The sequence below is a fragment of the Fibrella forsythiae genome (genome assembly GCF_017353175.1).
Taxonomy (GTDB): Bacteria; Bacteroidota; Bacteroidia; order Cytophagales; family Spirosomataceae; genus Fibrella; species Fibrella forsythiae.
Genome location: NZ_JAFMYW010000002.1, coordinates 38149 through 60745 on the forward strand (window position 1 = coordinate 38149; position 22597 = coordinate 60745).

General features: G+C 51.0%; 20 protein-coding genes and 2 tRNA genes. 13 read left to right on the plus strand and 9 right to left on the minus strand.

Translation table 11 applies throughout. The features are described from left to right. The first annotated feature begins 134 nt into the window (after positions 1 to 134). The 4 genes from J2I46_RS06325 (at position 135) to J2I46_RS06340 (ending at position 4551) form a co-directional block, all read left to right on the plus strand. Complete coding sequence (locus J2I46_RS06325) at positions 135 to 896, plus strand: DUF8696 domain-containing protein (protein WP_207328155.1); 762 nt, start codon at positions 135 to 137, stop codon at positions 894 to 896. Positions 897 to 957: 61 nt separating this feature from the next. Continuing rightward, positions 958 to 2904 (plus strand): cellulose binding domain-containing protein, encoded by a 1947-nt coding sequence (locus J2I46_RS06330; RefSeq protein WP_207328156.1) that lies wholly within the window; start codon positions 958 to 960, stop codon positions 2902 to 2904. Between the two features lie 434 nt (positions 2905 to 3338). Beyond that, entirely contained in the window at positions 3339 to 3704 is a 366-nt protein-coding gene (locus J2I46_RS06335) for an EF-hand domain-containing protein (RefSeq protein WP_207328157.1), read from the plus strand. A gap of 295 nt (positions 3705 to 3999) precedes the next feature. Then, on the plus strand, positions 4000 to 4551 hold the full coding sequence (locus J2I46_RS06340; RefSeq protein ID WP_207328158.1) for a hypothetical protein: 552 nt from the start codon (positions 4000 to 4002) through the stop codon (positions 4549 to 4551). A gap of 80 nt (positions 4552 to 4631) precedes the next feature. Here the strand turns inward: J2I46_RS06340 and J2I46_RS06345 are convergent, their stop codons facing one another. Continuing rightward, positions 4632 to 5411 carry a LytR/AlgR family response regulator transcription factor gene (locus J2I46_RS06345; protein ID WP_207328159.1) on the minus strand — a complete coding sequence of 260 codons (780 nt, stop codon included), beginning with the start codon at positions 5409 to 5411 and terminating at the stop codon, positions 4632 to 4634. Between the two features lie 834 nt (positions 5412 to 6245). Between J2I46_RS06345 and J2I46_RS06350 the strand changes: the two genes are divergently transcribed. After that, on the plus strand, positions 6246 to 6863 hold the full coding sequence (locus J2I46_RS06350; RefSeq protein WP_207328160.1) for a response regulator: 618 nt from the start codon (positions 6246 to 6248) through the stop codon (positions 6861 to 6863). A gap of 92 nt (positions 6864 to 6955) precedes the next feature. Here J2I46_RS06350 and J2I46_RS06355 read toward each other — a convergent pair whose 3' ends face one another. From J2I46_RS06355 to J2I46_RS06380, 6 genes are all read right to left on the minus strand, one after another. Then, entirely contained in the window at positions 6956 to 8860 is a 1905-nt protein-coding gene (locus J2I46_RS06355) for an ATP-binding protein (RefSeq protein WP_207328161.1), read from the minus strand. An 896-nt stretch (positions 8861 to 9756) separates the two neighbouring features. Further along, positions 9757 to 10080 carry a phage integrase SAM-like domain-containing protein gene (locus tag J2I46_RS06360; RefSeq protein WP_229379635.1) on the minus strand — a complete coding sequence of 108 codons (324 nt, stop codon included), beginning with the start codon at positions 10078 to 10080 and terminating at the stop codon, positions 9757 to 9759. After that, entirely contained in the window at positions 9987 to 10274 is a 288-nt protein-coding gene (locus J2I46_RS33475; RefSeq protein ID WP_207328163.1) for an Arm DNA-binding domain-containing protein, read from the minus strand. The genes J2I46_RS06360 and J2I46_RS33475 overlap by 94 nt, the downstream gene beginning before the upstream one ends. Before the next feature lie 184 nt (positions 10275 to 10458). Next, positions 10459 to 10543, minus strand: a tRNA-Leu gene (locus tag J2I46_RS06370). Between the two features lie 38 nt (positions 10544 to 10581). After that, positions 10582 to 10657, minus strand: a tRNA-Gly gene (locus J2I46_RS06375). A gap of 188 nt (positions 10658 to 10845) precedes the next feature. Beyond that, positions 10846 to 11670 carry a hypothetical protein gene (locus tag J2I46_RS06380; protein ID WP_207328164.1) on the minus strand — a complete coding sequence of 275 codons (825 nt, stop codon included), beginning with the start codon at positions 11668 to 11670 and terminating at the stop codon, positions 10846 to 10848. A gap of 221 nt (positions 11671 to 11891) precedes the next feature. Here J2I46_RS06380 and J2I46_RS06385 point away from each other — a divergent pair, with 221 nt between their 5' ends. Further along, positions 11892 to 12965: a DUF4097 family beta strand repeat-containing protein gene (locus tag J2I46_RS06385; RefSeq protein ID WP_229379636.1), complete on the plus strand. Its 1074-nt coding sequence runs from the start codon at positions 11892 to 11894 to the stop codon at positions 12963 to 12965. Between the two features lie 226 nt (positions 12966 to 13191). Here J2I46_RS06385 and J2I46_RS06390 read toward each other — a convergent pair whose 3' ends face one another. Continuing rightward, complete coding sequence (locus tag J2I46_RS06390; RefSeq protein WP_207328165.1) at positions 13192 to 13641, minus strand: hypothetical protein; 450 nt, start codon at positions 13639 to 13641, stop codon at positions 13192 to 13194. A gap of 36 nt (positions 13642 to 13677) precedes the next feature. Here J2I46_RS06390 and J2I46_RS06395 point away from each other — a divergent pair, with 36 nt between their 5' ends. Beyond that, positions 13678 to 14358, plus strand: a complete 681-nt coding sequence (locus tag J2I46_RS06395) for an ABC transporter ATP-binding protein (protein WP_207328166.1) — start codon at positions 13678 to 13680, stop codon at positions 14356 to 14358. 25 nt (positions 14359 to 14383) lie between these two features. Here J2I46_RS06395 and J2I46_RS06400 read toward each other — a convergent pair whose 3' ends face one another. Then, entirely contained in the window at positions 14384 to 15187 is an 804-nt protein-coding gene (locus tag J2I46_RS06400) for an aminotransferase class IV (protein WP_207328167.1), read from the minus strand. A 77-nt stretch (positions 15188 to 15264) separates the two neighbouring features. Between J2I46_RS06400 and J2I46_RS06405 the strand changes: the two genes are divergently transcribed. The 6 genes from J2I46_RS06405 to J2I46_RS06430 all read left to right on the plus strand — a co-directional run bounded on the left by J2I46_RS06405 (position 15265) and on the right by J2I46_RS06430 (position 22488). Beyond that, a complete protein-coding gene (locus J2I46_RS06405; RefSeq protein WP_229379637.1) occupies positions 15265 to 16821 on the plus strand; it encodes a TolC family protein in 1557 nt (518 codons plus the stop codon). A gap of 108 nt (positions 16822 to 16929) precedes the next feature. Beyond that, on the plus strand, positions 16930 to 18324 hold the full coding sequence (locus tag J2I46_RS06410; protein WP_207328168.1) for an efflux RND transporter periplasmic adaptor subunit: 1395 nt from the start codon (positions 16930 to 16932) through the stop codon (positions 18322 to 18324). Positions 18325 to 18434: 110 nt separating this feature from the next. After that, positions 18435 to 19046 (plus strand): hypothetical protein, encoded by a 612-nt coding sequence (locus J2I46_RS06415; RefSeq protein WP_207328169.1) that lies wholly within the window; start codon positions 18435 to 18437, stop codon positions 19044 to 19046. A 103-nt stretch (positions 19047 to 19149) separates the two neighbouring features. Continuing rightward, on the plus strand, positions 19150 to 20424 hold the full coding sequence (locus tag J2I46_RS06420) for a hypothetical protein (RefSeq protein WP_207328170.1): 1275 nt from the start codon (positions 19150 to 19152) through the stop codon (positions 20422 to 20424). A 99-nt stretch (positions 20425 to 20523) separates the two neighbouring features. Then, positions 20524 to 20898, plus strand: a complete 375-nt coding sequence (locus tag J2I46_RS06425) for a hypothetical protein (RefSeq protein WP_207328171.1) — start codon at positions 20524 to 20526, stop codon at positions 20896 to 20898. 111 nt (positions 20899 to 21009) lie between these two features. Next, positions 21010 to 22488, plus strand: coding sequence for an FtsZ/tubulin family protein (locus J2I46_RS06430; RefSeq protein WP_207328172.1), 1479 nt, complete (start codon positions 21010 to 21012; stop codon positions 22486 to 22488). Positions 22489 to 22597: the final 109 nt, after the last annotated feature.

Genomic DNA, 22597 nt, shown 5'->3' on the forward strand with positions numbered 1-22597 from the left:
TCAAACGGTAAGGGGGGCGTGGGTTTGCCCATGCTTTTCGGCTCAGGTACGTTGCTGTTAGACTACTCAACCAGTCCCGGCAACGTACCTGAGCCAACCCCAGGCCATTTTTCGCTCATCTCCCAAGTGTAAGTATGAACAATCATCTACTTCCACCGGCTTCCGGCCAGTCTATGCGCAGCCGGGCCGTTGCGCTGTCGGTACTGTTACTGGCCACAGTCGGCAGCGCACTGGCCCAGTCTATCCTAAACATCGGGGCTAACACCCACGTGGTCGGCACAGGGGCCGCCCAACTCGTGTACGGGGGCGGGGCGCTGACCAATAACGGCTCGCTGAGCATGGCCGTGGGGCCGCTGCAATTCAACGGTCCCACTACCTACAGCGGAGCGGGTACGGCTACCGTGGGCAACGTGTTGTTTAGCCACGCCACCGGCAGCAGCACGCTCAACAGCCTTCTCTCGGTGACCAATCAGGCCACGCTTGCGGCCAACACCGCCCTCAACGCTAACGGCCAGTTGTATCTGCGCACCGACCAGTTTGCCGGGGCCAATCTGGTCAACGACGGTGTGCTGACCGGCACTGTGCAGGGATTGGTAACGAACGCCAGTGTGCAAACCGGCAGCACGGCGTATAGCAGCCAATTGTCGGCCAACGTCAGCGGCGGGGTGATGCAGTATCAATGGCAGTCGTCGCCCGATAACAATACCTGGGCCGATGTAGCCGGAGCCACCGCCGCCACCTATACGGCCAGCGTAGCCGCGCCGGTTTATTACCGCGCCCGGCTGACAACCGCCAACAGCAGCTATGACCAGCCCAGTCCGGGGGTGTTTCTAGCCTATACCGGGCCTTCCACGGTCTGTGCGTGTCTTCAGATCACGGCCGTCAGAGTGCGGTAGTTCGTTTCTACGCCTACCAGTCATCCATCTTGTCAACGTCTCTCGTTAGTCTCAATCTCATATGTTCCATCAATCTTTCCCATCGATAGTCTGTCAGCGGTACCCGGTCCTGGCCGCTCTGCTTTTGCTGGCCTTTAGCAACGCACTGGCCCAGCCCACGCTGCGCATCGGGGCCAACGCCCGTGTGGTTGGTACCGGAACTGCCCAGCTCGTGTACGGGGGCGGTGCCCTGACCAACAACGGCTCGCTGAGCCTTGTCGCCGGTCAGCTATCGGCCACCGGCCCCACGACCTACGGCGGTGGGGGTACGGCCACCGTCGCTAACATCCGCTTTGGCCACAGCGTAGGCAGCAGTACGCTCAACAGCCTGCTCTCGGTGACCAATCAGGCTACGCTGTTGGCCAACGCTGCTCTGAACGCCAACGGGCAGTTGTATCTGCGCACCGACCAGTTTCCGGCCGCCAACCTGGTCAATAATGGCATCCTGACCGGCACGGTGCAGGGCTTGGTGACCAGGGCTACGGCTACAACCGGTAACGCCCCCTTCAACACCACCCTGTCGACCAACGTATCGGGTAGTTCGATGCGTTACCAGTGGCAGATGTCGACCGACAATACCCAGTGGAGTAACGTGGCGGGCGCTACCATGGCCACCTACACGGCTTACGTAGACGCACGTATCTTTTACCGCTGCCTGCTCACCACCACCAACAGTGCCTACAGTCAGGTGACGCCCGCACAGGAGGTGAACGTACTGGTGTCCATGGATACCTACGGGCTGACGGTGCTGCATCGGGATGTAGATAATTACGTCGATAACAACGCGATCCAGCCCCTGATCGTCCTGCAAAATCAGGGATCTACGGCCTTACCGCTGGCGAATCTGACCCTGCGCTATTACCTCACCGTGGAGGGAGCCGCTGCCCTGAGCAACCTGTCGATCAACTACGCGCAACTGGGTAACCAGAACGTACGCCTACGCTACGTGCCGTTGATACCAGCCCAACAGGGAGCCAGCGGGTATGTGGAATACAGCTTCACCCCGGCGGCAGGCAATCTGGCTCCCGGGGCCAGTTCGGGAGCGATCCAGAGCTATTTCGCCAAGAGCGACTACTCAGGTCTCAACGAGCGGGATGACTATTCGTACGCCCTCGTGCGCGACCAGCTGGTGGGCAATCCGCGCATTACGGCCTACTACAACGGGGCGCTTATTGCGGGGGTAGAACCCGGATCGACCACTCAGCTGCGCGCTTTACGGGCCTTGACCGAAAGCAAGAATGGGGCCTCCGCCAATCAGGTCAGCACGTACCTGGAGGTTCGAAACGAGGGCACGGTGCCCGTCAATTACCGCGACCTGACGGTTCGCTATTATTTCACGGCCGAGGGCAGTGCCCCGCTGAACGTGGAACTGGACTACGCTCAGGTGGGACAAGCCAACGTACGTACCCGGATCGTGCGCATCAACCCACCGCTGGCCAATGCCGACACGTACCTGGAGCTAAGTTTTGTGAATGCAGGTCAGTTAGCGCCCGGAGCCAGTACGGGTCAGATCCGCTACCGCATCAGCAAAGCCGATTATAGCCGCTTCAACCAGGCCAATGATTATTCCTACCAGGAGTTTCCCTCGGAGTCGAGCTCCAACCGGCAGGTCGTCGTCTTTGTGGCTGGCGATCGGGTGTGGGGCACAGAACCAGCGTCGACTTCAAAGAGTCGGATAGCCCTTAGCGAAGCCAGCGTAGAGCCGGGCCCCGAATTCAAGGTACGGCTACTGGGCAATCCTATTACTGACAATCAGGTATTGGTCGACATATCAGGCGCCGGGGGTCAACCCCTGCGTCTGATGGTGAGTGACCTGAATGGGCGGCTGATCTGCGAGCGGCAGGTAGCGGCAGCCGGAGTCGAGGAGCGCCAGGGGCTGGACGTGAGTCGCTCGGATGCGGGTATCCTGTTGCTCCAGGTTAGTACGCCCACTCAGAGCCGAGTGGTGAAAGTCCTGAAGGCTAGGTAGGTACGTACACAACGACCCGACAGCCTGAGCCGTTTAACACGGTCGGAAACTGGTTGGTACTATTTAATCTGTTGGTCATCAGGGTTTTCATACACAGCCGGGTGTCTACCGTTAGTAGCAAACACCCGGCTGTGTATGAAAGCCCTGAAGCTGTTTATGACGTGGAATTGGATCAGGGATACGCGCTTTCGCTGGCCGTTGCCCACCGCACAAGCGCACGTGTCAGCTCCCAAAACGGCGTTCGCACTCAAAAAACTTACGGTTCGCACTCAACATGCTGGATGACGTATTAAGGATCAAAACGAAATAGATAGTTTTGATCATACCGCAGTCAGAAATGGGGTGTGTGACTCGTTCCGTTTTTGATCTGGGTTAGAGCTACCAATCAGGGTACTCAAAAGAGTACTCACTAACAGGTTAACCGATCAAGTTCCATGAAAAAGAATGTACTCCCCGTTGTTGCTGCGGCAATGGCATTAACCTTTACGGCCTGTCAGACTACTGACAAGGTAGAGCCTGCGGTGACTGTCACCGATACCGATGCAAATTCGGATGAGTTAGTAAGCACGGTTGTCAACTATTTAGCAACACCGGACAATATCGGTATCAACAGCAGTTTCAACAATGCACAGGCGCGTTCAGTAAAACCTTCTGCTGCCCAGATAAAGAGCGCATTCGATGTCTTTGATGTGGATAAGAGTGGGCAAATAGCAGCTACTGAGATACTGCAAGTGTTAAGCAAAGGAGGCATCAAAGCTCTAGAGATAGACGCTAAAAAAACTAGCGAAAGATATCGATAAAGAGTACAAGATAATGGTCACTGAAGAGCAAGCAGGACAGTTGATTAAGATGTTTGACGCCAATAGTAGCGGTTTGATGGAGTTTAATGAGTTTGAGAGGCTCATCGAAGAAGCGCTAAAACATATGAAATAATGTATAGCCTGCTATCGGATCACCATGCGCCGTTGTTCCTCGTATGGTGATCCGGCGATTGTAGGAAAAATGACTCTCTGTGTCTGAGTTGACTTATTGGTAGACCCGGCCAGCGAACCCATCTGCTCCTTTCACGTAAACAATTCCCCCCATTAGTATACCATGCAGGAGAGCCCGAAACAGGAGCAAGAAATTTGTGTGCAGTGTGGTTTCTGCTGCGACGGCACCCTGTTTAGTCACGCTACCCTACAGCCGGGCGAGCGGGTCAACCTGCCGCCCAAACTTGAACAGCACTACGTTCAGTATGATACCGGCGATTATTTCAAACAGCCATGCGCCTACTTCGCCGGGTGCTGTACCATATACGACCAGCCCAGACTGCATATCTGCTCTAGCTTCCGCTGTCAGCTATTGCGAAACGTAGAGGCTCAGACCATGCTGCCATCGCAGGCGGTGCAAACGGTGCGCGATATGGTACAACTGCGTGCCAACATTTATCAGCTTTATCGGCAGATCTTCGGTCAGGGCGCTCCTGCTGATTTCATTAGCCTACGCGATACAGTAGCCGAAGTGGCCCAGGCCCTACCCGCCGACGACCCCGCCCGCGATGACATAAACCGGCTGGCCCTGAAATGCATCATGCTGAACTATTGGCTGACCAAAACCTTTAAGCCGTCGCGCCCCGAAAACCAGCCCGAAAAGGTGATTTGCTAAATAGCAGGTACGTTGCCCCAGACAGGCCCATTTAGTGGGACGGCAATGCTTTTTTTGTTGACGTCAACTTGGCGATATGTTCAACTGGCAGGTGGCGCCTGGGGTCTTATACCGGCCATCATTACCTGAAGCTCTTTGGGAGATAGGCGCGTGTTACTGATACGAACGTGCTGGCAATAGATAGCCTCACTGTCGTAGCGAGTTATGTGTTGCACGTTCACGGCCGTACTGCGGTTAAACTGCTGAAAAGCGGGCTGAAGAGCCATGGGTATTACTTGTTGCATCACAGACTGCAACGTGCCGCGTACAGTATACGTGACGGGAGTGCCGACGACATGGATCTGCACATAATTTTTGGTGGCTTCAAGACAGTACACATCTTGCCAGTATAACTTCAGGTTGCGTTTTCCTACTTTGACGAAAAAGTAATCGGGCTCCTCCATACCTGGCAGCTTATCGGCCCCTGCCTTACTGGCGGGGGCTTGGTTTTGGATAGCTGTCTGGATGGCAGCAAATAGTGTGGAGGCGTTAACCGGTTTAATCAGATAGCCGCTGGGCCGCAACTGAGTGGCCTGCATGATCGTATCACGGTCGGCATATGCCGTCAGGAAGATAAATGGAATTTGGTCCTGACTTAATCGCTGAGCCAGCGCCAACCCATTGTTGACGGTTGATTTAGTGCCTAAATTAATGTCGAGTAATACTAAATCGGGTCGATGATTAGTAAGGAAATCCGCTGCCTGCTCGACATTGCAGGCCATTCCATTAACGGCGAATCCTAGATCTTCGAGCGTAAATTTTAAATTCTCAGCGATCAATACTTCGTCTTCGACGATGAATAGTGTTAATTTCTCAACCATGATCCGGCAAAGGGGCAGTGATGGAAAGTGGTTTAAACAGGTGACCAACGTTAGTTCCGCAGCCGCGGAATGATGCTCATGCTACTATTAGTTGGCAGGGGATTATCAGGTGTTATGCAGAATCAGTCACTTCTTACACAGGGAGTTGTACGAATACGTATCGCTGATGGACTGTTTGTGCTCCAACAGATGAATGATCACATGGGGGCGACACAGTTGGTGGGTCTAGAGTTGACTAGCAGCAGGTTGCTAATCAGCGTTAGCCTCATCAGATAGAGCAGCTGGAGGTGGGGCGCTTCTGGGTCAGTTGTCATCCTGCAAAGCACATCTTCCGTAGACATAAAAGAAATACCTCGTGCAAGGTATCTTTTAACTTGTTTGGTACTTTTTTCGAGAATTGTAAATGTAGTTCTGTTTACGAGTTAGGGGTTACACATAGCAATACTGCTTTCTCAAACTTGAGTATACTTACGAGATTTCTCATTGAGACGAATTGACGTTTGTAATAAATTATGAGTAAATATGTATATATCAATATACTTTTCCTGTATATAACGTCGAATATTGACTTGGTGGTAGCGCTGACGAGCAACTCGTACTCAGATGCCATACTATGTAGACATTTGGTCCATGTACCTTTATGGAAGGCATACCTTGAGATATGGCGTAATGCCAACCAATTCAGATACGTGTTGTTCTCGATACTGCAACGTGCTGTGCTTAGCCCGCACCCTGATACGGTGAGCCAGGGCCACTACTGCCAACCACGAATAGGTGTCCACCTCACGCTGATAGGTACGTTGCGGAAAAATACTTTATCACTCACACTCAGCTATGCCAACCCGAACCATTCTGATTGACGATCACCGGCTCTTCAACGACGGTCTGAGTCTGGTCCTGCGCGACTCAATGGACTTTGTGGTGGTTGAGCAGGTTTATGACAGTCGCCTTGCCCTTGATGCCTGCTTACGTCTGGCCCCTGACTTAGTACTGGTTGATGTTAACATGCCTCATTACGACGGGCGTGCGGTGGTTGAGCAGTTAAAGCAGCTACCCACTGCCTGCAAAATCGTGATTATCAGCATGTATGCTGAAAAGAAGGAGATTGTTCTCTTCAATGCGTTGAAAATCAACGGTTACATAGCCAAGACCGTCGCTGCCGAACGTTTACTCCTATTGCTGCGGCGGGTGATGGAGGGACAAATGGTAATTGAAACAGATTCTGCCCCCAGTTTAGCCCCGCCTGCCAAAGACACGGTCCGGTTCATTTACGGCCTGACAAAGCGGGAGGTGGAAATTCTGAAACTGGTAAAGCGGGGGCTAACCTCCGAACAGATTGCGGCCGATTTGAGTCTGAGCTACTACACCGTTCAGACACACCGGAAGAATATCACGCATAAGCTACCATTTACAACCAAAAAGGAATACTACGATTTTCTGGAAACGCTTTAGCAGGTAGTCTCGGCTGTCAACTACCTATCTACTCACCTATAAATGGGGCGAGTTACTCAGAAGAAGGCATCGTGCGCCAACAATGCTGACTATCAATCGTGAATGTTGGTTGCGTATACATCACGAGGAATGCCCAGGAAAACGCTCGTGCCTGAGGTCACCGGGTCGAAACGGAGGTTAATCTGGGCAAGTTCAGCCCGTTTATACATATTTTGGAGACCAATGCCAGTGTTTTGGGCAGTGGCTAAATCAAAGCCAACACCATCGTCTTCCACAGATATGTCAATGGTTTGCTCGTCGCAGAAAAACTGCACATAGGCTACGCTGGCACCCGAATGCCGGACCGTGTTGGTAAGCAGTTCCTGCAGAATACTGTAGACGCTTTGTTGCTGAAGCTGGGGCAAACAGTTGGCTTTTTTTTCGGTATAATCCTGAAAAACGAACTGGACGGGCGAGAAATCATTGAACCGGTTTACCAGCGTATCCACCTTTTCGGTCAGGGGCCGGGCGTCGTCTTTTACGAGGTTATGGCTCAGGAAACGCAGTTCTGTAATGGCGTGGCGGATGAGTTCGCGTGGTTTGTCCGAATCGGTCTGTTTGCCTGTAATATAACCCAATGCCGAAGCTAGCGTGTTGCCAACCTGATCGTGCAGATCGCGGCCAATCCGCTCGATCTCTTCCCGCCGCAGGGTATCCATGTTCTGCTGGGTGGTAGACACCTGTTTCTGCAGGCGTTGTTTGGTCACCAGTTCTCGTCGAAACTGAGATGCGATCAGGTACGTAAGCATAGCAATCAGCAGCAGCGGGTGTTGAGCTGGATACTTCAGCAGTAATAGTTGATTTCCCTGAATCAGTTCACTCAATTGCTTTACCACTACGTCGCCAATGAGCATTAAGAAAAACAGACCGATATACACAATGCCCGCCCGCCGGTAGGCGACCAGGCTGAAATAGCCAATCCAGATCAGATTAATCAGGCTCGCACTGGTCATGATTCGGTTCACAGGAACGTTAAAAAGGGGGTAGAATTGGGGGGGGAGCATATGCAGCAGGATGCAGGCCAGCCATATTCCAATTAAAGTTCTCATAACTGGTTTGTACCAGCGGATTTCCCGGATGGCGGGCTTGATCGCCTGATAGACAAACAGTTGAACAGCACTGTCTAGCAATAGTTTGATGTTCGTCCCGATTGTAATACTGCTAAAGGAAGTCCATTTGGGATAGGGTAATGGACCCAGGTAACCATAGAAAAAGGCGACCTGTAGTGTAATCATGACCATCATGAAGCCGAACGTACTCATGAGTTGGCTGGGTGTAGTAAAGCCAATGATTAGCGAGATAATCCCGATGATCAGGCAGAAAATCATCACCAGCCACTCCCGGACTATGTCGCCGAGCGTATCCTCCAGAAAAACGCGCCGACTGCTTAGTTTCAGATCAAACTCATGGAAGCCTACGTAAGCGTTTGTTCGGAGCAGTACGCCCACCGGCTGCCCCGGTACAAGCGTAAGGGGAAAGGCATGCCGATAACTGAGAAAAAACCGATCGGCGAGCGGGGTGTCATTGAGCAGGGTAGCGATCGAATCGAGCCGGTTATTCCGTTCCAGAAATAGCGTTGCCCGCGAGCAACGATGCTGCGGCATTGACAAAACGACTTCCTTCGACGTGTTTGATGAGTTTTCGAGTCTGAGGTAGACCCAGCCTTCGGGCACGACGGACGAATGCCCGTAAGAAATAGCATGTACGTTCCTGTTCGGTGTAAACGATTGCCTGATACGACCCGTCAAACGTGGAAGCGATTCGCCGGGTATCAGATGAAACGCCAGAGCAAACGACACGCGGTTGTTGAGCGATGTCTCCCTAAACGTATCAGTTAGGCGGTAACCAAATCCATTTGGGTTAATTAGCGGTGAAGCGGAAAAAACGTCCAGCAGCGTTAACACAACCAGTCCAATTCCATACAGGCTAAGGCCTAACGTCAAACTAAACTTGGGCATAGATACGGATACTATAATACTTACAATAATAGTTGATTAAAGTAGGACGATTAGCATGAAGAAAGAGGTTCTTAAGTCCTCATTATAAAACTTCATATAAGCCTACCCTGAAAACACCCCCCGGGGAGATAAGGAGGGGCGGCGGGCAATAGTCCCAGCCGCTCGGGGGTGTGTTAATTCCTACCTAGAGATGGAAATTGCCTAAGCGTCGGCAAGCGAATACAAGTCGATTTGAGGCGTTTGACATACATTGTATTTCATCTTATATCATTTAGAAATTGGATAGTAATATGTCCTCCAGAGAGGCCAATCATAGCGCATAAATTGTCAAAATGGCTAATCAATTGACTGATAGTAATTTAGTGTTTTGCAATGACTCAAAGAGGGGCTACTAATGTATGTCTGGCTACTAAGAGTTCGTACCTAAATCTGGAGTTTTACACCAAATGTTGGCGTTAGCCACTGTTTTCACCTCGACAGATCGATCAACAATAAGTTCGTAGGTTCAGCAGAGAAAGAGCGATTTCGCTGCTTGTATGGCCTGAAAAGTAGTTTGACATACACTGACATACAAACCGTAATAGGTCGTAAATGGGCTTGTAAAAAATGAGTTCTTCACCTTTACCAGGCATCCCTATAAGCCGCAGAGCTGTTGGGTTGAGGTTGATAATTACCGGCTTACCTGTCTTCTGTTGTGTCAACTGTATAGCCCCACCGTGAACGTGCCGCCATTGCAACACCTTCATATCGCACCACCGTAAGCCCGTATTACAGGCAAAGAGAAAGGCCCGCTTTACGGTATCATTGCCACAATGCGTTTTTGCAAGTAGTTGAAGCTCTTCAATGGTCAAGATATCTTTAGCTACTACTTTATCTACACGCTTGTTCTGAACGTCCTAAGCAGGGCTAACGATGAATAACTTATCGCGAACTGCCTGTTCGATTACCTTCTTGAATTTGGCGGAGAAGTCATAAGGCGTTTCCCCATTGAGGTTAGGGTGATTATCCATGAACTCCCTGAAACCTTTACAAAACTGCTCGGTAACGGCTTTAGTGGCCAGATAATCTGTTTGGGCGTACTCTTTTAGGTATTTAAGAGAGTCCCCGAACATACGTACGTCTTTCTTCAAGTATCCTTTGATGTAAGTTTCAAAATACTCATAGAAGTTACCCTTATTTTTAAAAGCGGGGGTAATGCCGTTGTCATCGGAGGCGGCCAATAGCTCACGCTTAGCCCGAATGTTCTCTGCGGTCTTGAGCGTGAGCTATTATGCTCTTTCTCTAAAGGATCTTTAGGGCGCGGATATAGGTAGAGTTTTAGAAACTCATACTGTCTCTGCTCACCATCCCAACTGTCGAGGTAAAGGCTAAGCTTACCTGTCGACAATGGTTTCTTTTTGAGCTTGATCGTCATATCCTATTGCCCTGACTTGCCTTTGTATTCCATTTGTGGATATACAGACGATAGAATAGATAGAGTAACAAAATAACGCAAACCAACATCCAAGTAAGGGAAAGTAGAAATGGGCTAAAACAACAAAAGCGCTGAATATCAGCGCTTTTGTTAGTGTTTTGTTAACCCTTGTTAGAGGATCTTGTACCAGGAGCGGGAGTCGAACCCGCACGGGCTTGAGGCCCACAGGATTTTAAGTCCGGCGTGTCTACCGATTCCACCATCCCGGCGTTTACGAAAAAAGCACCGTTTAAAGGTGCTTTTTTCGTGGAGCGAAAGACGGGGTTCGAACCCGCGACCTCGACCTTGGCAAGGTCGCGCTCTACCAGCTGAGCTACTTTCGCGTTTTATCTGATCCAGATAGCTATCTGTGATTTGATGATGCAAAAGTAGTCTATTGAGGGCATGCTGTCAAGGGTATGGCCGAAAAAAATAAGGCAAAAAAATTATACAGACGGTGAAGCAATTCATTGTGAAGTAGTTAACCGCCATAAAAAATGACAGATATTAATCCCTTCCGGGTAGGCGGTAGCTACTGCCTGCGGTTCCTGCCAACTTGATAAGCTAGCCCGACTGATAGTGATGCCCACGAATCTCGGCTGTTGTTATCGTTGAGTTTACCATATATATAGCCTCCGTTAGGCGTACTCAGGGTTGTGTTGTCATTGTCAACCGTTGCATCGAGTTTGTCGGTGCTGAAGAAATTGTACCGTAAGTCGCCGTATAGGGTTACAGCTTTGCTCAACTGTCGGTTATATCGAAGGCCAATAGGGATCACTATCTCGTGTGTAGTGGTAACTCCTGCGCTGCCGACTGCCGTTATGTTGTCTGATTTGGTTCTGTGACTGCCCGCGCCATTTGTGTACCGCTGCACCTGGTCAGTAGTCAGTGAGTAGGCTGTGGCATTGAACGAGATAAGCCCCGCCGCCAGATAGACGGAAAGGCTATTTTGCGCTGATGAAGTTGTACGCTGGCTTTTTGACCGAAATAGGTTTGTGAGGTTTACAGAACCTCCAAAAGCAGCCTGCGCATACCATACTTTGGCAATTGAATTATAGAACGACGCTTGCTGAGCACTTAACGTACCCAGATCGCCCAGGAGGTTCAGGCTCACAACATGGCCAAGCGGATACGCTATCAGAAGTCCAACGGTGGGACGAACATTGGCACTCGACAAATCCCCATATAACTGATTAAGGCCAGCGTTCAGACCAATAACCAGACCTCTCTGGTTAACTGATGTACGTATGGCCACTGTATCGCTTTTCTGCGCAAATAGTGGGGTTGTGGCAAGTGAAAGCAGCCCGAAGAAACAGAATGCTCTGTGGCGAAAGGTTTTGCTGATCGAATAGCTCATAGTGTATGGCGAAGTTTTGAACCCTATAGACGTTGTCCGGTGTGAAAAGTAATTGTCCGTTTTCGGACTTTAGCTTTATGCTTAACATGTTGATAGTTAAGAGTATATTAGTTTGGCATAATAATGCTTGCAGGAAGAACTATGCTGCTGAACGTACCTGTGCAACGTCGGTAGCTTAATATGCATCTCTTGTGAAACTCAGTTATAACCGGTACTACTTTATGAAAACTGCATCTGCTACCCTGCTCGCTTCGGCGCTGGTTGTTACCGCCATGTTAACGATGACAGCATTCTCGACTGAGAAGGCAACTATCCAGATCAATAGTTTGGATGAAACACCTTATAAAACGCAGACCTTCAAAGGAATCAGTGCTTTACGGTCGCAAACATCGGGCGGAAGTTTGCTGGTTGAAGGTGGCAGTGGATCTGAGGCGCGCGTAGAAATGTATGTGCACTCAAACAACTGGAACGGTAAAGACGAACTCAGTAAGGATGAGATCGAAGAACGCCTGGCCAATTACGATATCGTGATCCGGCAGGAGGGGAACACGCTAGTAGCGACGGCCAAGCAGAAAAATGGCAACTGGAACTGGAAGAAAGGGCTGAGTATCAGCTTTAAATTTTATACACCCCGCACCATAACAACCAATATCAGCACGTCGGGCGGTAGCATTAAAATGAGCCATCTGGCTGGTCAGCAACGGTTCAATACCTCGGGAGGTAGCATTCAGCTGGCTGATCTGAAAGGTGATATCGAAGGCAATACATCGGGGGGGAGTATCAAACTAACCGATTGCCATAACCAGATCGATCTGGAAACGTCAGGCGGTAGTATTGACGCCGCTAATTCAGATGGCACGATCAATCTGAATACGTCGGGCGGTAGTATCCGGCTTACTGGCCTGAATGGAGTGATCAAAGCGAAAACATCGGGCGGTAGCATCAACGGCGATGGTATCGACGGTGAGTTGGTCACCAGTACGTCGGGCGGTAGCATTCGAATCCGGAGCATGGCTGGCAGCATCGACGCCGAGACTAGCGCTGGTAGCGTAGAAGTAGCCATGAGCCGCGTTGACAAATTCGTGAAGCTGGAAACATCGGCCGGTAGCGTGCGGGTAAACATGCCAATGAACAAAGGGATGGACCTTGACCTGAGTGGGAATCGGGTGAGCGCACCGCTGACCAACTTCAACGGATCAGCTGAAAAAGACCGGATCGTTGGTAAAATGAATGGCGGAGGTATTCCCGTTCGCCTTACCGCCAACTCAGGCAGCGTCTACGTGAATCAAAACTAATGGGATTTTGGATTGGGGATCTCGGATTTCGGATTGGTTGCTTACGCTAAGGCAAACCCGTGCGTAAGCAACCAATTCGAAATCTGAGATCCTCAATCCAAAATCTTTTTTCTGTCCGCCTGCTGTCCGATTGCGGACGATAGAGAAAGTAGAAAAGGCCCAAATCGAGCGATTTGGGCCTTTTCTGTGCAATGGCACGGCGATTGACCTCGTGTTGAGGGGTATGTTAGGGAAGGAGAAATGCGTTTAGGTCTAACACTAGTACGTCAGACCAGGATGATTCTTCGACCAGTCCGCCGGTGTTGGCTTTGTAACGATACCATTTGCCGGTCTTGTAATCATAAATGAATCCTTCCTGAATATCATATAAATTGTTGTCTAACAAATTCACAACCTTTCGTATATCGCCTTTCAGTCCTACTGTGTGGCAAATCTCGATCACGACACGAATAAGTTCTGTGTCCGGATCAACAAGGACAAGATCAGGTGTAGGGCTGGTTTCGTCTTCGTTAACCATTGTTTCTGGTAATGGCTCCAAATTGATCTTTTTCTCTTTCTCGAAAAGCCATCTTAAACCTGAGTCAAGCTTAGAGAGGATACGCTGATGCACCCGGGGGGCGTAGGTACCCATGTCATCATTCAAAAAGAGCGGACCATCGAACTTTGGATAATACATAATCTTAGCGTTTAACCTTGTCAAATATAACCAATTATGATTCAGCTCTCGAACGTGTCAAAGTACTATCCGGCGGGGTTCGGACGTACCTACGTACTCCGTACTATCAACCTGACTATCGAAGCAGGCGAGTTTGTTTCGATTATGGGGCCGAGCGGTTCGGGTAAGAGTACCCTGCTCCATATTCTGGGTATGCTGGAAGAGCCTTCGGAGGGGGAATACCGTTTTCTGGATGAGCCCGTTCAGAAATTGTCGGAGAAGCGACGCACTGAACTGCACCGCAGTCACATTGGCTTTGTCTTCCAGGCCTACCACCTCATTGATGAACTGACCGTTTACGAAAACATTGAAACGCCATTGCTGTACAAAGGCGTACCGAGTAACGAACGAAAAAGCCGCGTAGCCGATGTGCTGGACCGCTTCAACATTGTGGCGAAAAAAGATTTGTTCCCCAGTCAGCTATCAGGCGGGCAGCAGCAACTGGTCGGTATTGCGCGGGCCATTGTAGCGCAACCAAAAGTGATCTTCGCCGACGAACCAACGGGTAACCTCCATTCAGCGCAGGCCGCTGAGATCATGGAATTGTTCCGGGAACTTAACCAGAAAGACGGAGTCACGATTGTGCAGGTAACGCACTCAGAAGCAAATGCTGAATACGGTACCCGCGTGCTTCGCCTGAAAGATGGCTGGCTGGAAGCAGAACCCGCATCAGTTTGAGTAGGCTTGATGGTACGCGTATTGGTTAAAGATTCTGCGTACCATCAGCTAATCTGCGTAAAGTTGCTGTCAGGTGCTCAGGCAACGTACCCAGCAAGGTTTGTATGCCGCTCACGTTGGTGCAGAAAACTACGTCGGCCGATTCCAGTACGTCAGGCTGAAATAAGCCTTCCTGTACGGGCCAGGTACGTAGTAACTGACGCCGGATAATGCCGTTGATGCAACCCGATTCGAGCGATGGCGTATATAACTGATGACCTTTCAGCCAGAACAGGTTCGACGCTATACACTCGGCCAGATGCCCATTCGTATCCAGCAGTATAACGTCGTCGAAATCGTGCTGCTGTCGGTACAGACCTGCCATCACGTAGGGCAGCGCATTAAGCGTTTTAAACACTGACAGACGCGAAGGCGAGAGACGAATATCGCGAAAGATGCCCAGCCGAGGCTTATCCGTAAGCGAAAATGGCTGACCCGGTTTCGTGGTCAATAGCCAGTTGGCAGCATGGGTAGCTGGCGTGTACAGACCACCAGGTTGCCGCCATACCTGTAGCTTGATGCGGACCGGCCCGCGATTCAGCTCGTTTTGCTGAATCAGTGCGAGAATGAGGTCGTGGAGTCGCTGGGTGCTGAAACCGTCAGGTACGTTCAGATAGAGCGCTTCCATTCCGTGCCTGAGCCGCTCATAATGGTCGGGCCAGAACAAGACCTTACCAGCTTCATACCGAATTGTCTCAAACAGGCCATCGCCGTACTGAAAAGCCCGGTCGGTGGGGGGGAGGCTAAATGTAGCCTCTGGAAGTATATCCGAGTTATAAACCAGATTCATGGCGATTTTCCACCGTTTATCCCAAATCGGTGGTCGTGCCAAAAGTAAGCGTGTAACATTGACCTATCTAACTGCTCATGATTATGTTTCGATTGCCCGTCATACGCATGGGCCTGTCTGGCGGATTGGCCGCTTGTCTTCTGTCAGTTGGCCTGTCAACAACAGGTTTGGCCCAGACAACAGTAGGAGGACCGCCCGCTGCAACAACGCCCGCGCCAACTCAACCAACCGTTGCTCCCGGTACAGGGCAGGCTGTTCCGCAACGGCTGGGGCTGCAACAATGCATTGATATCGCGCTGGCTAATAACCTGACAATTCGCCAAAGCCAGTTACAACTGCAAAATTCTGAAGCGCAGCTCCGGCAGGCGCGGCTGAACCGACTACCCAACGTGGGCGCTTTTCTGAGCCAGGGGTACAACTCAGGCCGGAACATCAACCCGGCTACCAACGCTTTCGTTGATCAGGGAGTGCTCTCGAATAACTTTCAGGCAACGGCTCAGGTGACGGTCTATAATGGCGGTCTGTTGCAGAATACGATTCGGCAGAATGATTTACTTCGCCAGTCGAACGAAGCGTCGGTGAAGGCCACGGAAAACAACGTGACGCTGACCGTCGTGCAGAATTACCTGAACGTGCTGACGGGCCAGGAGCAACTGGTGGTGGCACAACGCCAGGTAGAGGTATCGCAGGCACAACTGGATCGTACGCAACGACTCGTCAACGCCGGATCATTGCCAGAGGCCAACCTGTTCGACATCCGGGCGCAGATTGCCAATGATGAACTGGCCATCGTGAACGCTCAGAATAATATTGACCTGGCTAAACTGGCTTTGTTGCAGGCCATGAACGTACCTGCGGGCGGGCCAACTACCAACGGGTTCGATGTGCAGCCGATCACCGTTCCCGACCCAACACTCGACCCTTACAACGCAACGACGCAGCAGGTATATGACATCGCTCAGGAGTTTGTGCCCGACATTAAAGCGGCCGACCTCCGGGTACGTAGCGATGCTGTTGGTGTACAGGTAGCTCGTGCTAACCTGCTGCCTAGCCTGACATTGAATGGGAACGTGAATACGCTTTACTCGAACGTAGGTCGGCAGAAACTGATTGCTGATGGGACAACGCAGGTAGATCAAACCATTCTGTTTAATGGCATCCCGCAGACGATAACCATCGTGAATCCCAACTACCGCGGCGAGAATTACACCTTTGGCGAGCAACTGGGCAACAACCTGAACCGGTCGGTAAACTTACAGTTGCAAATTCCGATCTTCAACCGCTCTCAAGCCCGCACACGTATTCTGAGCGCCTCGTTGCAACAGCAGAATTCAGAGGTTGCGGCAGCGAATACACGGTTGCAACTCCGGCAGACTATCGAAACGGCATACACTAACCTGAAAGCGTCGTCGAACCGGTACCGGGCCACGGCAGCACAGGTGGCGCAACTGGCTCGTGCTTTCCAGGCGTCAGAAAGCCGGTTCAATGCCGGTGCGCTGAACTCAACGGATTACAACGTGGCAAAAGGCAACCTCGACCGGGCCCGCGCCAGTCTGGTGCAGGCTAAATACGATTACGTTTTCCGCACCAAGATCTTAGACTTTTACCAGAACAAGCCACTCACTTTTGACTAAAAGTTGTAAGTGCCGGGTCATAAGCCGTGCTGCAGATGCGCAGTGTCGGTTCAAGAGCAACGCGACTTACGACTTTTTCCGACCGGGCACTTACGACCCTTCCTTCACATGAAAAATAAATCGAACCGCCTCTGGTGGATACTGGGCATCGCAGCCGTTTTGTTAGTGGGTGGTCTGGTAGCCGCCAAACAAGCCGGAATTATCGGGAAGCCAGCCACTACCGACGTTGATTTTGCCACTGCGCAACGAACCGACATCATCGAACGGGTGAGCGCGTCGGGCCGGGTGCAGCCTGAAATTGAGGTAAAAATCAGCCCGGACGTGTCGGGAGAAATCATTGCCATGTATGTGAAAGAAGGCGATCCCGTCAAAGCGGGGCAGCTCTTGTGCCGTATTCGCCCTGATAACTATGAATCGTTTTCGGCTCGCGCTGAAGCTACCGTGAATCAGAGCAAAGCGCAACTGGAACAATCGAAAGCGGGCGTGCTGCAGGCCGAAGCCCGGCTGATTCGCACCAAAGCGGATTATGAACGGAGCCGGAAATTGCTGGCCGATAAAGTAATCTCTCAAGCTGACTTCGAAACGTCAGAGGCTAACTATAACGTGGCCAGACAGGATATCGAAGCGCAGAAAGCCAACGTTCGGGCGGCGCAGTTCAGCATTCAGAGTGCCCAGGCCAGCCTGCGCGATGCTAAAGAGAACCTGCGAAAAACCACCATTTATTCGCCTGTTAATGGTACGGTTTCGAAGCTGAACGTTGAACAGGGGGAACGCGTAGTAGGTACGTCGCAGATGGCCGGTACAGAAATTATGCGTCTGGCCAACCTCAACAACATGGAGGTACGTGTCAACGTGAATGAAAACGATATCGTCCGCGTAACGCTGGGCGATACTGCCGATATTGAGGTAGACTCATACACAACGGCGGGAAAGAAATTCAAGGGTATTGTTACAGAAGTAGCTAACACGGCCAACGGGCTGGCTGGCAGTTCGGGCGCTTCATCGGCTATATCAACCGATGCCGTGACCGAGTTCGAAGTTAAAATCAAGATTCTGAACAGTTCGTACACTGATCTGTCGCAGAAACTGGGTAGCAAAGGGTTTCCGTTCAAGCCGGGGATGACGGCTTCCGTCGAAGTCATTACCGACCGTAAATCAGGCGTGTTGGCGGTGCCCATCGCCGCTGTGACCACCCGTGCCGACAGCACAAAGATTGTGGATGTGAAGCCATCAGACAATAATGCCGCCAACGATACCAAAGCCACGGCCAAGAAAGCGGCAATCAAAGAAATTGTCTTCGTTTCAGAAAACGGGAAGGCTGCTCAACGTGAAGTGAAAACGGGCATCAGTGATTTCGAGAATATTGAGATTGTGTCTGGCCTGAAACCCGGTGATCAGGTAATTTCGGGTCCTTTTCTGGCGGTTTCCAAAAAGTTAAAACCGGGCGATCTAGTCACTAAGCGCGATCCGAATAAGCAAAAAGCGAAGAAGGAGGACGAATAAAAGCAGTTTACTGTTTGCCGTTTACAGTCTTCTGTTGCGTTGCTAATTTAGCGAGATGTGCCGAGGCAGCGTAACAAAAAACTGTAAACGGCAAACCGTAAACTTTTTTTATGCACGGTACCATTATTCATTACGACCCTCTCACTCAATGTGGTTTACTCAGGACCGAGGCAGGGCAAGTGCAGTATTTCCGGCTCGATGAAGTGGTTAGTCAGGGACGCGTTGCCGCCGGTCAGCCTGTGGCTCTACGAAACGGCGTGCTGGTTGATACCGGCGGTAGCCAACAGGATGCCAGCCTGCCGATACGCCCGCCACAGCGACCCACTATGCAGCCTGCCAGCGCGCCGGTAGCCACTCAGGTACGTTCAGGACGGAACATTGGCTGGATCGGGGCCGTACTGGCCATCGGCGCATTGATCCTGTTGATGTTGTCGGGTGGTGAACAGAGCGGGTATGCCAGCCCAAACCCCCGCCTGCTCGAATCAATATTTGGTATGACTGCCTCGATATTGCTGGTACTCGAAGCCGTTTTCTTCATGAGTTCAGCCGGAAGCCGCCGCCGAATTCGCTGGACCTTCTGGCTCGTCGTCTGGTCTTCTCTGTTCGCCTACGTTGGCCAAACATTCGATGGTTTCGAGGCTGATGATGCGACCGGTTGGTATGCCTACGCGCTGCTAACACTAGGTTTTGCCGTTTACATCTTACCTTATCGCTCTAAATGAGTTCAACCTGCAAGGGTCGGTCGTCAACGTTGTGCTATCTGTAAAGAATATGCGTAGCCAACCCAACGTTGACTACTGACCTGTTGACCATAAATACGTACCCATGACCTTACACACACGAAATTCTCTGTTTTTTTTGCTGATTGCTCTAACTGTTACGTCTTGCGGCGGCGGGAAGAAGCGGGCAACTAAAGATGAGGTAACGGCACCGACAAAAGCAGAGTCGATTGGCAACATCCATTTTTTTCTGGAAACATCGGCCAGTATGGGTGGTTATCTGAAAGGCGGCACCACTTTCAAAGACGTAGTAGCCGATGTAGTCACGAAGGCCAATCAGATTAAGCCGGTCTCGCTCTACACGATTTCGGGCAAACCAGAGCCGGTTAGCGGTGATATAAACACCTTTGTTGCGCAGATGGCGACCACGCCGCTGGCAACGGGCAAAAGCTCAGAATTGCACCAAATTTTCAAACAGGTAGGCGAGAAGGCAAAGGGCAACAACGTAGCTGTCTTTGTCTCAGATTGTATTCTGTCGTTTCCCGATGCCGACATCAAGCGCAATCCGGAGGTAAACCGCAACGATGCATCAAGCACGTTGAAGAACAGCATTTATGACCAGTTTGCCACCTTCAATAAGCAGGGTATTGGCGCTACCGTACTGGCCTATACGTCGCCGTTTAATGGCACATACTATACCTATCAGAATCAGAAACAGGCGTTGAAGGGCGAAGCCAGACCGTTCTACGTTTGGATCATCGGCAAACAAAGCCTGATCGGGCCATTCACGCAGCAATTGCTGGAAAGCCTGTCGACCACGCCGGCCAAGCGGCTTGACTTCGGTGCGGCGGGTGCGTTAAAACAGTATGACCTGTTCTTTGGCCTGAACAAAAGTGGCGAGTGGCGGGCCGAGCGTAACAACCTGATCAACATTGAGATGGGCCGAAAAGCCAAGCCCATCGAATTTGCCATTGGCCTGAATCTGGCTGGTCTGCCCGACTATGCACAAGCCGAGGCATACCTGCAAAAAAACCTGGCTACAGCCGTGGATAATGGCGAAATCAAATTGGTGAAAGTGCAGCGTAAAGCCGCCGTTGAAACGGGCCGTATGAGCGATCGGGAACAAAAACTACTAAGCCAGAATACGCACGTGCTTACCTTCCGCGTTTCTACTTTGTTTGCCGACGAAGCCACGATGACCCTGAAACTCCCCGTTCGGTTTGATTCCTGGTACATTGACTGGTCTACGATGGATGATCGGTCGGCTGAGGGAAGACGAAATAAAACCTTCGCGCTCGAACACCTGATGACCGGCGTCCGTGAAGCGTATCAGACAAACGGCAACGAATTCGCCTCAATGAGTATTAAACTGTCTAAATAAGTGAAGAGTGAAGAATTAAGAGTTGCTTTGCTGGCAGGCGAGAGGCTACTTAAGCGGAGCAACTCTTAATTCTTCACTCTTCACTCTTAATTCCTTTCCATGTTCACATCCATCTACGAACTCTTCCTTGGTCAGAATAACGACCCGATCTACGTTGACGAAATCTTTACGCCGGTTGGTACCATGACCCTGCTTGTGGTTCTTGGCGTAGCTGTAGTCTTTTATGTGGCGCTTGGGCGTTGGAAACCCGTGTTTCATCGTATACTTCACTGGGCCATTGCCCTTGTAGGTACGTTAATCTTTGCCTATGCCTATGCTGTCTGGTATGCTAAAGACCGCACTGGTGCCGATGATGCCGATTCGTACATGACTGGCTTCGGCGGGGTCAATGTGTTGCTGGCGGCTGTCTTGTTTTTTCTGTTTTCCCTGGCGTTGAAGAACGCATCCATCTTCGCCAAGAGAACGCCATTCTAAACAGTTGGTCTGTCTCCTGTCTTCCGTCTTCTGTTGCTCTGCCGAGTAACGACCAGTTTCATTAGCAGGGAAACAGAAGACGGAAGACAGAGGACAGACCAACATATTTTTATGAAACTCTTCCTTTTTGGTATTGGTGGTACGGGTGCCCGTGTGTTGCGGTCACTAACGATGTTGCTGGCTTCGGGTGCCAACGTACCCAATGATCTGACGATTATCCCGATTCTGCTGGATATGGATATGCAGAACGGCGACACCGAACGCGCACTACGGCTGGTAGAACTGTACCGCAGCCTACGAACGGTCGGCTACCCGAATGGGCCGCAGGATCGTAATGGGAAACGGCCATTTTTCGGCACATCACTACAGCCGCTGGGTACGTTGCAGGCCGAGAATGCCCAGCAACAGATCGGTGATTCAGTGCTGCCCAAACTGACCGACCATCAGGGTACGTTCGAAGAATTTCTGAACGTGAGCAGTATGGAGGAAATTGACCGTGAATTCCTGAAACTGCTGTACGATAATTCCGCGAAACCAACCAACGCAGAGCTAAAGCTGAACCTCTCGGTTGGCTTTAAAGGTAATCCGAACATCGGTAGTGTGGTATTCAATGCGCTAGAAGATTCGCCGGTGTACAAGTACTTCATCAGCGCATTCAATGACCAGACCGACCGGATCTTCGTGATCAGCTCTATCTTCGGCGGAACGGGTTCGGCAGGTTTTCCACAACTGGTGAAGCTGTTGCAACACCCTAGTCAGAAAATGCCGATTCGCAACGCCAAAAAAGGTGCCGTTACGGTGATGCCCTATTTTGCGCTGGAAGAAAATAGCCAGAGCGCTATTGATCAAAACCGTTTCCTGTCGAAAACGAAAGCGGCCTTGTCGTACTATCAGAGTCAGATCGACCTCGACGCGCTGTATTACATTGGCGACCGCCCCGGTGCCAAACTATATCCGAACGTGGAGGGTGGGGCCAAGCAGGCCAACAACGCTCATGTGGTAGAGATGCTGGCTGCCGAAGCTGTGCTCGATTTTGCCCGTCGTGGCCCTGGTGAGTTCAGCAGTGATAAACGCTACCTCGAATATGGCCTGCGCCGCAATGACCGTAGCCTTGATCTGGCGCACTTTGGCGATGTAACCTATCAGAATCTGTTAGAGCCACTGGTTCGGTTTACCTACGCGGCTAAATTCTATACCGATTTTGTGCCGAATAACCTCGGCGAAGCCTTTTCCAAAGAATTGAGCCTGCCGCAAACGCTGCGTTCAGGTACGTTCTATACCTCGCTTGATAACTTCATCAATGCCTACAAAACGTGGCTTCGCGAATTGGCCGTGAATGACCGCAGCTTTGCCCCGTTTGATCTGGATAGCGATTTTAATGGCCTGATCCGGTCGAAACGAATTGAGACAAGTTTCTTCAGCAAAGGCATTAGTGAAGGCTTTCTGCAGGAAGCGGCAGGTAAAGCGCAAAACAGCCTGAAGGCCGCTTACCCTACCAATGAAGCCCGCTTCATGCAACTTCTGATGGAGATTGCCGATAAGAGTATTGAAAAACTAGGCCCGCTGAATCGTCAGCTGGCCGACGCGTAAAAACACAGTTTACTGTTTGCAGTTTGCCGTTTTCTGTTGCGTTGCATCATGCACGTTTCGGGTGATAACGGAGCAACTGAAAACAGTAAACGGCAAACAGTAAACTGAA

Bases quoted from the DNA above. Each gene is read 5' to 3' on its own strand.
- J2I46_RS06335 (WP_207328157.1), top strand. From the start codon at position 3,339: ATGAAAAAGAATGTACTCCCCGTTGTTGCTGCGGCAATGGCATTAACC.
- J2I46_RS06325 (WP_207328155.1), top strand. From the start codon at position 135: ATGAACAATCATCTACTTCCACCGGCTTCCGGCCAGTCTATGCGCAGC.
- J2I46_RS06425 (WP_207328171.1), top strand. From the start codon at position 20,524: ATGTTCACATCCATCTACGAACTCTTCCTTGGTCAGAATAACGACCCG.
- J2I46_RS33475 (WP_207328163.1), bottom strand. From the start codon at position 10,274: ATGACGATCAAGCTCAAAAAGAAACCATTGTCGACAGGTAAGCTTAGC.
- J2I46_RS06430 (WP_207328172.1), top strand. From the start codon at position 21,010: ATGAAACTCTTCCTTTTTGGTATTGGTGGTACGGGTGCCCGTGTGTTG.
- J2I46_RS06385 (WP_229379636.1), top strand. From the start codon at position 11,892: ATGAAAACTGCATCTGCTACCCTGCTCGCTTCGGCGCTGGTTGTTACC.
- J2I46_RS06390 (WP_207328165.1), bottom strand. From the start codon at position 13,641: ATGTATTATCCAAAGTTCGATGGTCCGCTCTTTTTGAATGATGACATG.
- J2I46_RS06380 (WP_207328164.1), bottom strand. From the start codon at position 11,670: ATGAGCTATTCGATCAGCAAAACCTTTCGCCACAGAGCATTCTGTTTC.
- J2I46_RS06355 (WP_207328161.1), bottom strand. From the start codon at position 8,860: ATGCCCAAGTTTAGTTTGACGTTAGGCCTTAGCCTGTATGGAATTGGA.
- J2I46_RS06330 (WP_207328156.1), top strand. From the start codon at position 958: ATGTTCCATCAATCTTTCCCATCGATAGTCTGTCAGCGGTACCCGGTC.
- J2I46_RS06400 (WP_207328167.1), bottom strand. From the start codon at position 15,187: ATGAATCTGGTTTATAACTCGGATATACTTCCAGAGGCTACATTTAGC.
- J2I46_RS06410 (WP_207328168.1), top strand. From the start codon at position 16,930: ATGAAAAATAAATCGAACCGCCTCTGGTGGATACTGGGCATCGCAGCC.
- J2I46_RS06345 (WP_207328159.1), bottom strand. From the start codon at position 5,411: ATGGTTGAGAAATTAACACTATTCATCGTCGAAGACGAAGTATTGATC.
- J2I46_RS06415 (WP_207328169.1), top strand. From the start codon at position 18,435: ATGCACGGTACCATTATTCATTACGACCCTCTCACTCAATGTGGTTTA.
- J2I46_RS06420 (WP_207328170.1), top strand. From the start codon at position 19,150: ATGACCTTACACACACGAAATTCTCTGTTTTTTTTGCTGATTGCTCTA.
- J2I46_RS06350 (WP_207328160.1), top strand. From the start codon at position 6,246: ATGCCAACCCGAACCATTCTGATTGACGATCACCGGCTCTTCAACGAC.
- J2I46_RS06340 (WP_207328158.1), top strand. From the start codon at position 4,000: ATGCAGGAGAGCCCGAAACAGGAGCAAGAAATTTGTGTGCAGTGTGGT.
- J2I46_RS06395 (WP_207328166.1), top strand. From the start codon at position 13,678: ATGATTCAGCTCTCGAACGTGTCAAAGTACTATCCGGCGGGGTTCGGA.
- J2I46_RS06405 (WP_229379637.1), top strand. From the start codon at position 15,265: ATGATTATGTTTCGATTGCCCGTCATACGCATGGGCCTGTCTGGCGGA.